The organism is Eoetvoesiella sp., from assembly GCF_035555955.1.
GTDB lineage: Bacteria > Pseudomonadota > Gammaproteobacteria > Burkholderiales > Burkholderiaceae_B > Eoetvoesia.
In genome coordinates this window covers 120,584-132,082 of sequence record NZ_DATMGA010000027.1, presented here as the reverse complement: position 1 = coordinate 132,082, position 11,499 = coordinate 120,584, and the positions used below count along the sequence as shown (strand labels likewise).

General features: G+C 59.5%; 11 protein-coding genes. 6 read left to right on the top strand and 5 right to left on the bottom strand.

Annotation, left to right across the window (positions count from 1 at the left end; translation table 11 throughout):
- Window positions 1–1,960: excinuclease ABC subunit UvrA (gene uvrA / locus VNT00_RS08055; protein WP_325586258.1), on the bottom strand; the 1,960-nt coding region annotated here is incomplete at its 3' end.
- Between the two features lie 102 nt (window positions 1,961–2,062).
- Between uvrA and VNT00_RS08050 the strand changes: the two genes are divergently transcribed.
- The 4 genes from VNT00_RS08050 to VNT00_RS08035 all read left to right on the top strand — a co-directional run bounded on the left by VNT00_RS08050 (window position 2,063) and on the right by VNT00_RS08035 (window position 6,382).
- Window positions 2,063–3,307 carry an MFS transporter gene (locus tag VNT00_RS08050; RefSeq protein WP_325586256.1) on the top strand — a complete coding sequence of 415 codons (1,245 nt, stop codon included), beginning with the start codon at window positions 2,063–2,065 and terminating at the stop codon, window positions 3,305–3,307.
- A gap of 91 nt (window positions 3,308–3,398) precedes the next feature.
- Window positions 3,399–3,887 (top strand): single-stranded DNA-binding protein, encoded by a 489-nt coding sequence (gene ssb / locus VNT00_RS08045; RefSeq protein ID WP_325586254.1) that lies wholly within the window; start codon window positions 3,399–3,401, stop codon window positions 3,885–3,887.
- Window positions 3,888–4,178: 291 nt separating this feature from the next.
- Window positions 4,179–4,385 carry a hypothetical protein gene (locus VNT00_RS08040; protein WP_325586252.1) on the top strand — a complete coding sequence of 69 codons (207 nt, stop codon included), beginning with the start codon at window positions 4,179–4,181 and terminating at the stop codon, window positions 4,383–4,385.
- A 14-nt stretch (window positions 4,386–4,399) separates the two neighbouring features.
- Entirely contained in the window at window positions 4,400–6,382 is a 1,983-nt protein-coding gene (locus tag VNT00_RS08035; RefSeq protein ID WP_325586250.1) for a DUF8451 domain-containing protein, read from the top strand.
- A gap of 153 nt (window positions 6,383–6,535) precedes the next feature.
- Here the strand turns inward: VNT00_RS08035 and VNT00_RS08030 are convergent, their stop codons facing one another.
- From VNT00_RS08030 to VNT00_RS08015, 4 genes are read right to left on the bottom strand one after another with little or no spacing between them, the layout of a single operon-like run.
- Window positions 6,536–7,318 carry an ABC transporter permease gene (locus VNT00_RS08030; protein ID WP_325586248.1) on the bottom strand — a complete coding sequence of 261 codons (783 nt, stop codon included), beginning with the start codon at window positions 7,316–7,318 and terminating at the stop codon, window positions 6,536–6,538.
- On the bottom strand, window positions 7,318–7,527 hold the full coding sequence (locus VNT00_RS08025) for a hypothetical protein (RefSeq protein ID WP_325586246.1): 210 nt from the start codon (window positions 7,525–7,527) through the stop codon (window positions 7,318–7,320). Before VNT00_RS08025 ends, VNT00_RS08030 begins: the two co-directional genes overlap by 1 nt.
- Window positions 7,527–8,489 carry an ABC transporter permease gene (locus VNT00_RS08020; protein ID WP_325586244.1) on the bottom strand — a complete coding sequence of 321 codons (963 nt, stop codon included), beginning with the start codon at window positions 8,487–8,489 and terminating at the stop codon, window positions 7,527–7,529. Before VNT00_RS08020 ends, VNT00_RS08025 begins: the two co-directional genes overlap by 1 nt.
- On the bottom strand, window positions 8,489–10,081 hold the full coding sequence (locus VNT00_RS08015; protein ID WP_325586242.1) for a sugar ABC transporter ATP-binding protein: 1,593 nt from the start codon (window positions 10,079–10,081) through the stop codon (window positions 8,489–8,491). The genes VNT00_RS08020 and VNT00_RS08015 overlap by 1 nt, the downstream gene beginning before the upstream one ends.
- Between VNT00_RS08015 and VNT00_RS08010 the strand changes: the two genes are divergently transcribed.
- Window positions 10,044–10,979 (top strand): SRPBCC family protein, encoded by a 936-nt coding sequence (locus VNT00_RS08010; RefSeq protein ID WP_325586240.1) that lies wholly within the window; start codon window positions 10,044–10,046, stop codon window positions 10,977–10,979. The genes VNT00_RS08015 and VNT00_RS08010 overlap by 38 nt on opposite strands.
- A complete protein-coding gene (locus VNT00_RS08005; protein WP_325586238.1) occupies window positions 10,976–11,455 on the top strand; it encodes an aromatic-ring-hydroxylating dioxygenase subunit beta in 480 nt (159 codons plus the stop codon). Before VNT00_RS08010 ends, VNT00_RS08005 begins: the two co-directional genes overlap by 4 nt.
- Window positions 11,456–11,499: the final 44 nt, after the last annotated feature.

Genomic DNA, 11,499 nt, shown 5'->3' with positions numbered 1-11,499 from the left:
ATTTGCCCGAGCCCGAGACGCCGGTGATGCAGATCAGGCGGCCGGCCGGCAGCGCCAGGTTGACGGACTTCAGGTTGTTGCCCGTGCAGCCCTCCAGGCGCAGCCATGGCAGGTCGGGGGTGACGGGCCGGCGCGGCGGTATGGCGATGCGCCGGGTTCCGGTCAGGTACTGGCCGGTGAGCGACTCGGGGTTCTGCGCCAGCTCCTGCGGCGAGCCCTGGGCCACGATGCGCCCGCCATGCTCGCCGGCTCCCGGGCCCATGTCGATGATGAAGTCGGCCGAGCGGATCATGTCTTCGTCGTGCTCGACCACGATGACGCTGTTGCCCAGGTCGCGCAGGTGCTGCAGGGTTTCGATGAGGCGGTCGTTGTCGCGCTGGTGCAGGCCGATTGAAGGCTCGTCCAGCACGTACATGACGCCGGTCAGGCCCGAGCCGATCTGGCTGGCCAGCCGGATGCGCTGCGCCTCGCCGCCCGATATCGTGTCGGCGCTGCGGTCCAGCGACAGGTAGTTAAGGCCTACGTTGTTCAGGAATTGCAGCCGGGCTTCGATTTCACGGATGATGCGCTCGGCGATTTCCTTCTTGGCCCCGCTGAGCTCGAGCTCGCGGAACCAGGTGAGGCAGGCGGCCAGCGACAGGGCTTCGACCTCGTAGATGGGGCGACCGTGGCGCTGGAACTCGCCCGGCTCGTTGCCGATGAGCACGTTGCGCGCCTCGACGCGCAGGCGCGAGCCCTGGCACTCCGGACAGGTCTTGGTGTGGCGGTACTTGCCCAGCTCTTCGCGCACGGCGCTCGAGTCGGTTTCACGCCAGCGTCGCTCCAGATTGGGAATGACGCCTTCGAAGGGATGTTTCTTGACGGTGCTGCGTCCTTTCTCGTTCAGGTAGAGAAAGGCGATTTCTTCTTCGCCCGAGCCGTAGAGCACGCGGTTCTGGACCTCTTCGCTCAATTCCTCGAAGGGGGTTTCCAGTTCGAACCCATAGTGCGCGGCCAGGCTGGTAAGCAGGGTGTGCGTAAAGGCGTTGCGCTTGTCCCAGCCGCTGATGGCTCCACTGGCCAGGCTGAGCCCCGGAAACGCCACGACCCGCTTGGGATCGAAGAAATCCACGTGGCCCAGGCCGTCGCAGGCGGGGCAGGCGCCCACGGGGTTGTTGAAGCTGAATAGCCTGGGCTCGAGCTCGGTCAGGCTGTGCTGGCAGACGGGGCAGGCGTAGCGGCTGGAAAACGCCTGCTCCTCGCCGGTGTCCATATTGAGAGCGATCGCCCGGCCGTCGGCCAGCTTGATGGCGGTTTCGAAGCTTTCGGCCAGGCGCTGCTGGCTTTCGGGCCTGACGCGCAGGCGGTCGATGACCACGTCCAGATCGTGCTTCTCGGTCTTTTTAAGGGGCTCCAGGCGGTCGATCTCGACCATTTCGCCATCGACGCGCAGGCGCACGAAGCCCTGCGCCTGCAGACTGGCGCACTCGTCCTCGTAGCTGCCCTTGCGCGCGCGCGCAACCGGGGCAAGGATCGCCAGGCGCGTGTCGGGTGCCCAGGCCATGGCCTTGTCGACCATCTGGCTGACGCTTTGCGCCTGCAGGGGCAGGCCGTGGTCGGGGCAGTAAGGGGTTCCGACCCGCGCGTACAATAGGCGCAGGTAGTCGTGGATTTCAGTAATCGTGCCCACGGTGGAGCGCGGGTTGTGGCCGGCGGACTTCTGCTCGATGGAGATCGCCGGCGACAGGCCTTCGATCAGGTCGACGTCGGGCTTGTCCATGAGCTGCAGGAACTGGCGCGCATAGGCCGACAGGCTTTCCACATAGCGCCGCTGGCCTTCGGCATACAGCGTATCGAACGCCAGCGACGATTTCCCCGAGCCGGAAAGACCCGTTACCACGACAAGCTTGTGGCGGGGCAGGTCTACGGAAATATTCTTGAGGTTGTGCGTACGGGCGCCCCGGATGCGAATCGCGTCCATCAGGTTCTTTCAGGTTTTTCAAAGGCTAACTTGCTACTATAGCGCGCAGCGCTGTTTCGTGCGCAGTCGCACAGGCGTAATTAATGTAAGGCTTCTTTATTCATGAGCAATCCCAACGGAACACATGGCACACATGGCACACATGGCGCCCATCGCCCAAGGGCGCGGGTCAGGCTGAAACTGACGCCGGTGGAGCGCAAGGCCAGCGTGACCTTGGCCTTGCTGTTCGCCGCGCGCATGCTGGGTCTGTTCCTGCTGACGCCTATTTTTGCCGTGGCGGCCACCACCATTCCGGGCGGCAACGACGCGGCCAAGGTCGGTCTGGCGCTGGGCGCCTACGGGCTGACCCAGGCGATCATGCAGATTCCCCTGGGCATGGCCTCGGACCGCTTTGGCCGGCGCCCGGTCATTGTGTGCGGCATGGTGCTGTTCATTGTCGGCGGCGTGATCTGCGCCCTGGCGTCGAATATCGACTGGATTGTCGTGGGCCGCGTCGTCCAGGGCCTGGGCGCCATTTCCGCCGCCATTACGGCCTGGGTGGCCGATGCCACCCGGCCCGAGGTGCGCACGCGCGCCATGGCCATGGTGGGTGGCTCCATTGGTTTGTCGTTTGCGGTGTCGCTGGTGCTTTCGCCCCTGCTGGTGGGCGAGTTCGGCTTGTCGGGTCTGTTCTGGGCCATCAGCCTGCTGGGTTTTGTCTGCCTGCTGATCGCGGCCGTCGTGGTGCCGGCGGTGCCGCGCGCCGAGACGCCCATTGTCCAGGTTCGCCCGCGCGACGTCCTGACGCACAGCGACCTGCTGCGCCTGAACTTCGGCGTTTTCTGTCTGCACTTCATCCTGATGTCCATTTTCGTCGTGGCGCCCGGCTTGCTGGCGCGCCTGGGCGGCTACGATTCCGAGCACCTGTGGGAAGTGTATTTACCTGTCATCCTGCTTTCCTTCGTGCTGATGGTGCCCGCCGTTTTCTATACGGAAACGCGCCATGCGCACAAAGTGGCGCTGGAAATCGCCGTGGCCGGCCTGGTCGTGGTGCTGGCGCTCATGCCGCTGGCCAGCAAGGGTTTCGGCTCGACGGTGGTGATGTTCGTCGGCTTCTTCATTGCTTTCAATATCCTGGAGGCCCTGCAGCCCTCGCTGGTGTCGCGCGTGGCGCCGGCGGAGTTCAAGGGGCTGGCCCTGGGGTTCTACAACACCGCCCAGTCCCTGGGGGTGTTTGCCGGCGGTGTTTGTGGCGGCCTGCTGGTCTCGCACGGCGAATCCAAGGTGTTCCTGGCCGCGGCCGCCCTGGCGTTCATCTGGTTCCTGACCGCGCGCGGCTTCCGGCAGGATAAAAGTGTGACTGCGTAGAACTGCGGTGGCTGCTGGTTTAAACTGTCAATTACGGTTTTATCAACGATAATAAGAACATCACGATTTTTCAAAATTTAGGAATTCCACCATGGCCTCAGTCAACAAAGTCATTCTCGTCGGTAATCTGGGAAGGGATCCCGAAGTTCGCTACAGCCCCGATGGCGCAGCTATCTGCAACGTTTCCATCGCCACCACCTCGCAATGGAAGGACAAGGCCTCGGGCGAGCGCCGCGAAGAAACCGAATGGCACCGCGTGGTGTTCTACAACCGCCTGGCCGAAATCGCCGGCGAATACCTGCGCAAGGGCCGTTCGGTGTACGTCGAAGGCCGCCTCAAGACCCGCAAGTGGCAAGACAAAGATACCGGCGCCGACCGCTACAGCACCGAAATCGTCGCCGATCAAATGCAAATGCTGGGCGGCCGCGAAGGCGGCGACGCCTCCATGGGCGGCGGCGGTGATTACTCCTCGGCGCCCCAGCAGCAGCGCAGCCAGCGCCCGGCCCAGCCCCGTCCTGCGGCTCCCCAAGCCGCGCCGGCCGCCAACCTGGCCGACATGGACGACGATATTCCGTTCTAGATCCGACCTGGATTTATTTGTAAACAAGATCCCGGTAAGCTTTGTGCTTACTGGGATTTTTACTTGTTCATTGCCAGAGGTGGTGGCTGGTCAGTCAAGCAGCGCTTGTTATGAGCGGATTTCAGACGAGTTTCATGTCAAGTTTATGGCGACAGTCTCGGGAGTTGGAGGGGCGCTGCATGCTGGATATTTGGTTCGTGGCCGTGTCAAGAAGGCAGCATCCCAGAATATATTTCTGAATTCTGTCTGGGGAAAGCCATTGTGCGTAATATGTGCAAGAGCATCGTCGGCATGGCCGATATCAACGTCTGCACCAACGAAGTCGGCTTAATCAAATTGCTTGTTCTGCCAAGCGTTTTGCAGCAAAAGTTCCTGCGTTATGTTCATGCGGTAAGGAAGCAGAAACACGAAATGCCGGAAAGTGCGAGGAAGCTGGATACATTATTCACCCGTCTGCAATACCGTGCTTTCTCTGGCAAACTCTGGTCATTAAGCTAACTGAACTCTGCCTCATGATCTTGCCCGATATTCAATCTCTGACTGATATTCAATTGCTACGCGAGTCTGTGGACTTGGAGTGCAAGCTTGCACTGGGACGAAATGGGCAGGGTGCTTTACCAGAAGATTTCTGGCCTACTTATAGCGCCTTTGCTAATACAGGCGGCGGTGTTGTGGTACTGGGGTTGCGCGAAAATAACGGTGCTTTCAGCGTAGAGGGCGTGACCAATATTGCGAAGGTGCGCACGGATTTGTTTAACAGCCTTCAGAATCCACAGAAAATCAGCGTTAATCTGCTTGTGGATGCGGATGTGACGGAGTTGGCGTTACCAGAGGGGAACCTGCTCGTCATCCGAATTCCACGTGCAGACCGTAAGCAGCGGCCGGTGTACCTGCGGGGCAACCCGCTTGGCAATACGTACATACGGCGTAATGAAGGTGATCGGCGATTGCTCGAGGAAGACGTCAAGCGCATGCTTGCCGAGCAGTTGGAAGATAGTCGGGACGATCGGATATTGCCAGGATATGGGCAAGCGGATTTGTGCCTAGAGACGCTACGCTCTTATCGCCAGGTGTTTGCCAACCGTGATCCTGGACATCCTTGGAGCACCTTGGATGACGAGAGTTTTTTGTCCCGAATCGGAGGTTGGCGGCAAGATCGTGAAACGGGTGAAAACGGTCTTACGCTGGCCGGATTGTTGATGTTTGGCTGGATGTCCTCCATTCAGGAAGCGTTGCCCAACTATATGCTCGATTACCAGGAGCGCCCTGAAGCCAAAATCGAGCGCCGGTGGATGGATCGAGTCACTTTGGACGGTAAATGGTCCGGTAATTTGTATGATTTCTACCGCAAGGTTTATCTGAAGTTAACTGAAGACCTGAAGGTGCCGTTTTCTTTGGAGCAGGGCGAGCGCAAGGACGAAACCCCCGTGCATGTAGCCCTGCGCGAGGCGTTAGCCAATGTGCTTGTTCACGCAGATTATTCTGAGCGTGCTTCTGTGCTGGTGGTGAAGCGTCCGGATATGTTCGGCTTTCGTAATCCAGGCCTGATGCGAATTCCTCCTGAAATCGCCATTCGTGGAGGAGAACACGATTGCCGCAATCGTACCTTGCACAAAATGTTTCGCTTTGTTGGGGTCGGAGAGCAGGCCGGCTCGGGTATCCCAAAGATTTATGATGGTTGGGCGGAGCAGCATTGGCGCCCACCGGCGCTGTACGAGCGTATCGAGCCTTATAACCAGACCTTGCTTGAGTTGCGCATGGTCGATTTGCTTCCTCAGGCGTTGTTGGCGGATCTGCGTACGTTGTTCGGTGTGAAGTTTGATAGGCTAGAGCGTAATGAGCGACTGATTCTGGCGGCGGCAGCCTCAGAAAAGACAGTGACACATGCCCGAGTCATGGAAATGACGACTCTGCATCCTGTGGATGCGACGCGTTTGTTACAGACCCTGGTCAGAGATGGCTTTCTGGAGGGTCATAACCCGGGCAGGGGAGCTGTGTATTGCTTGCCCGGCGCGGCTATTCCGAAGCCGGAGGAGGTATTTGGAGCAAGCTCCCTACATTTGGATCCGAGCTCCCTACATTTGGATCCGAGCTCCCTACATTTGCCGTTGGTCGTCGACAGTAATTCACCTTTGGAAGAGGAAAAAAACGATAAAAATCAAAGAGATGAAAATGGCCGTCTTATCAGTGAGCAACTGGATATGCCGGTTATCGACTCTCTGGATCTGCTAGCTCCGACATTTCGAGCACAATTGGAAAGCTTGGCGGCAACCCCCCGAGGCAAGAAGAAAATAAGCAAGGCCGAGATGGAGTCGATCATTATTCGCCTGTGTACTGGTCACTACGTGACAGGCAATTGCATTGCGGCATTGGTATCGCGCGACCCAGATGCATTACGTTTACATTATTTGCGATCGTTGGTGCAGGACGGGCGTCTGCGGTTTGCCTTCCCTACGGCACCGACCCATCTCATGCAGGCTTATTGTGCTGCTTAGCCAGGGAAATTTTGGGCGAAGCTAAACGGCCTGTCTACTCTCCAACCCACTGTAATATCGGGTTTTTGGATATTTCGTGTTCGAAAAATCGGCCCCCCCAACCGCAAAGGCTGGTTGAGGGGGGCGGCTTTCTTGAATGCTCGCTTGGCTGTTCTACGCCAAGGGCGCGCCCCGGCGGAATGCTCCGCGTCCGGCGCGTCGATAAACGTCGTTGAGCCGGCGCCGAAGTTCCGCGCCGTCCATGATGCCGACAAGAAACAAGACTCCTCCTGTGACGATGTCCTGTACGAAGGGTTCGACGCGCAATGCAGTCAGGCATGATTGCAGCGCCGACAGCACCAGCACCCCGCCAGCGATGCCTAAAGGGTTGCCTCGGCCACCGCGCAGCGAGACGCCGCCGATAATGGCCGCCGCCGCTGCCGGCACCAGCGTGTTGGACAGGGGCAATGGCGATGCTGCGGCCAGGCTGAAACTCAGCAGTGCGCCTCCGAGCGCCGTGCAGATGCCGGCTAGCATAAACGCGATGATAATGACGCGATTGACCGGTACACCTGCCACCAGCGCTGCTTTCGGGTCGCTGCCGGCTGCGAGCAGATCGCGGCCTGCCCGGGTGCGAGCTACGGCGATGGCGGCGACTGCGAACATCGCCAGCGTCACCAGGAAGCGCAATGACATCGGGCCGATTAGCGGATCATCCATGATCGGCGGGATATTCGCGTTCGCCAGCCGTATTTCCTGGTTGCCGGTTGCGACGTAGGCTAGGCCGGTGGCCGTCAGCAGTCCACCCAGCGTTACGCCGATCGAACTGAGGTTCATGCGCACGATGATCGTGCCCTGCACGATTCCGAAAATCGCGCCTATGGCGACGGCGGCCAGCACGCCCACCACGGGATAGGTTCCGCCGGCAAGTACGGCGACGCAGCCGGCCAACCCCACTACGCCCGCAACCGAGAGGTCGAAGTTGCCGCAAGAATGGTCAGGCCAAGGCCGAGCGCCACGGGGCCCAGTGTGGCGAAGTGTTGCAGCACACTGCGCAGCGTTGCGACAGTCAGTACGGTGTCGCCCCCGAGCGCGGAGAACACGGCAATCATGATCACAAGTAGCAAATATGGCCGAGCAGTGCGATTGTTCCAGAGACTGCGCATTATCGGCTCCTTTTCCATTGCAGAACGATCACGATCAATACCACGACGCCAAGCGTCAGGTGCTGATACTGGGTGCTGAACCCCCTCAAGACCAGAATGGCCTGCAAAATCGCAATGATCAACATGCCGAGCACGGTTCGCACGACCGAGCCGTGACCACCCTGGATCATGGTGCCGCCCACCAGAACGGCGCTGATAGCGCTGTATTCGAACCCCGCGCCGTGCAGGAGGTCTCCCGATCCATAGCGCGAAGCGATGAGAACGGCGGCCACGGAAGTGAACATGCCGGCAAAGCTGTAGGCCCAGGTGGTGCTGCGCCATGGCTCGACCCCCGCGGCCAGTAGGGCGGATGGATTACTGCCCGACAGCATGATGGTGCGTCCGATATTCGTGAAGCTCAGTATCAGTTGGCCCACCACTGCGCACGCGAGGAAGGCGATTAGCGGGCCGGGCACCGGCCCCATATTGCGCTTGAATATGACGGCTTCCGTGCCCATGATGTACAGGCCGTTTCCGTCGGTGATCACGCTCATGATCCCGATGATGAGCGAGAACGCGGCCATGCTGACGATGATGGGGTTGGCGCGCAAATAGCCGATGACCCAGCCCTGCAGGGCGTTGAGCGCGGCGCCGAACAGCAGGGTTATGGTGAATGATGTCCAGGTGCCAAGCGGCAATGTGGCCACGAACACGATCGTGGACGCGGCCAGGCTCGCCCCCAGACTGAACGACATGATGTTCCCGCTGATCGTGATGAATGTCATGCCGACCGCAACGCATCCGACGAACGACATGGCGGACAGCAATGAGCGCAGGCTTGCTTCCGTCAGAAAGCCGGGCGTGGTCAACGCGAAAGCCGCCAGTGCCAGGACGATGGCGATCCGGGCATATTGGGTCGGCTCGAAGCGGCGCTGCGTGGGCGTGCCGGTGGACGACCTGGATAACGAAATGGCGTTGGGCATCATGCCTCCGGATGAGTGATGTCAGCGACGATGCGCGGCATTGTCGCCTGGTCAGCGGTGTAGCGGCCGACAATTGCACCGCGGTACATGGTGATGATGACATCGCCCAGGCCCAGCACTTCGCTAAAATCAGTCGATGCCACGAGAATCCCGTATCCTTGTTGACACAGAGTTCGCATGAGTTTGTAGATTTCGGCTCGCGCGCCGACGTCGATGCCACGCGTTGGTTCGATCATGACGATGACGCGTGTATCGGGATCGGCTATGTTCCGTCCGAATGCGATTTTCTGCTGGTTTCCGCCACTGAGTTCGCTCGCTGTCGAATTCAGCCGTTTTGGGTCAATGGTGGCCGACTCGGCGAGCTGGCTGGCTTCGGCTCGCAATGCCATGCGATTGAGCAGGCCCATGCGGCTGCGGCGTTGCAGCCTTGTTGCGACCAGATTGCCCGCTACCGGCTGGCTGACGAAAATGCCTTCGCCCGCGCGGTCGCCGGAAACGAAGCGAACACCAGCCTTGAATGCTTTCTCTGGTCGAGCCAGCGGCATTGGACTGTTGTCGACGAGAACATGGCCCGTGGCGTTGTCGACGAGGCCGCAAACTGCACGCACGACGGCTTCGGCCCCCGAGCCGACCTGGCCTGTAAGACAGACGATCTGGCCTGCGGGCACTTCCAGGTCAATGGGCCCCGCCACCTTGGGAATCCGCAGGCCGCGCAAAGACAGCGCGACGGATACGCTGGTGTTGGCGTGGCGGCTGGGGTACATCTCTTCCAGCGGCCTTCCCAGCATGAGTTCAATCAATGAATTGCGATCCAGATCCGCGATATTGCGATCAGCTACGACTTCCCCATTGCGCATGATGGTGGCGGTGTCGCAGAGATCGAAGACCTCGGACATGCGATGGGTGATATACAGAAGCGACTTGCCCGAGGCCTTTACGGCGCGCAGGGCGGTCAATACGCGACCTATCTCCTGATCCGACAGCGTGGCCGTCGGCTCATCCAGGATGAGCACGCGGGTGTCCCGCGCCAGCATGCGTACGATCTCGACGATTTGGCGCTCGCCTGTGCTCAGTTGGGCAACAGGTGTGTCGAGGCCAATGTTGCCGGCCCCCAGGGACTGCAGTGTTTGTGCCGCTTGTTCGCGCAGATGCTGGCGTCGGTGAAAGAAAGGCACGCCGATCGTGCCGAGCCAGATATTGTCCAGGACGCTCAGGTCTGGACAGACACTGAGCTCCTGGGAAACGAGGTTGATGCCGCTGGCCTGCGCTTGGCGCGGTCCGTTGAAGCGGCATTCAACGCCGCTCAGGTGCAAAGTGCCTGTATCGGGCGTTACGATGCCAGTGAGTACCTTGACCAGCGTACTCTTGCCTGCTCCGTTCTCACCGCAGATTGCCCGGATTTCACCCGGGCGCAGGGCAAGCGATACATTGCGAAGCGCCTGCACCCCACCGAAGCGCTTGGACAGTCCCTTGACCGATAGCAACGGCCCGGAGGGCTGCTGCGGGTTTTGCTCCTCTGCGGCCATGGCCGCGGAGGAGTTGTCGCTTGGGGCCATGGCGCCGCTGTCAGTGGCTTTCATCAGTATGCGCATGCCGCCCTCTTTCGACAAGAAAGACCATGGCTTGCGCACCTTGCGTATCGCGGCGTATGGCGGGTTGATTTTCGGCACCTATAGCGACCAGACGGAACCGCTCGAAGACTACCTCGGCCCCCATAGCCTGTCGCAGATTCAGCGTCTGCTGGTTCAGCGCAAGCCGAAGGTCATCGGCTATTTGCGGCAAAAAATACCGGGAAACTGGAAGCTCTACAACGAAAACGTGCGCGATCCCTACCATGGTTCTCTGCTGCATACGTTCCAGGTTTCGTTCGGGCTCCAGACGCCGGCAATGAAAGGTGGCATCAAAATGGACAAGGACGGCAAGAACACATGGAACCATTCGATCCTGAGCGCCGACGATAACAAGCACCAGGGTGATCTGGCGGCCGCTTATAGCGGCACGGACAAATTCAACCCCGGTCTCAAGTTGAATGATCCGTCGCTGGCGCAGGTAAAGCTCGACCTCGACGACAATATCAAGACAACGATCTTGTCCATGTTTCCGACCCTGATCCTGGCTCAGGTCGATAACACCTATGCGGTGCGTCACTTGCGGCCTAAAGGGCCTGACGCCGTTGAATTGCACATCACTTATCTGGGTTTCGAGAGCGATACGCCGGAGCAATTGCAAAGCCGTCTTTTATCGGTCAATTTCATTGGCCCTTCTGGCTATATTTCCCTGGAGGATGGCGAGGCCTTGCGTTTGGTGCAAGAGGGCGCGAAGATGCGCAGCGGCGATCATGCCGTGCTTGAAATGGGCGGGATTGGGGTGATCCAGGATACGGATTACCTGTCGCAGGAAATCTCCATTCGCGGATTCTGGAGGCATTATCACCGGATGATGGCTTTCGGTCTCGATGCCGGGATCAATCAGCAACAGGAGCCGGTATGACGACCATGACACTTCAGGAACGTGTCGCGCGCTTTTACTTCGACTATGCCGATACGTTGAACCGGGGCAAATACGCAGAGTGGCCCGATTTCTTCAATCCCGATGAGTGCGACTACCGCATTGTTTCTCGCGAGAACCACGACCTGGGCCTGCCGGCGCCCTTGATGGGGTGCTATACACATGGCATGGTGAAGGATCGCGTTGCGATGTTGATTGACGAGGCCTTGACCTATCGCCACATGTACTTCCGTCACTACATTACCAATGTACGTGTTGATGAATGCCCCGATGGCGGCATTGATGCCGGCGCGAACCTGCTTGTGATGCAGTGCGATCAAGAAGGGAGCGCATCCACGTATATGGTTGGACGTTACGAAGACAAGTTGTCGTTGCGCGAAGACCGACTCAAACTGTGCAAGCGGCTTGTCATCATCGACTCGTTCAGCATCGATACAGCGCTTGCAGTTCCGCTATAAGCAGAAGCTTGTTTTCCTGCGACCCTTGCGTCGGGATCAGCGGC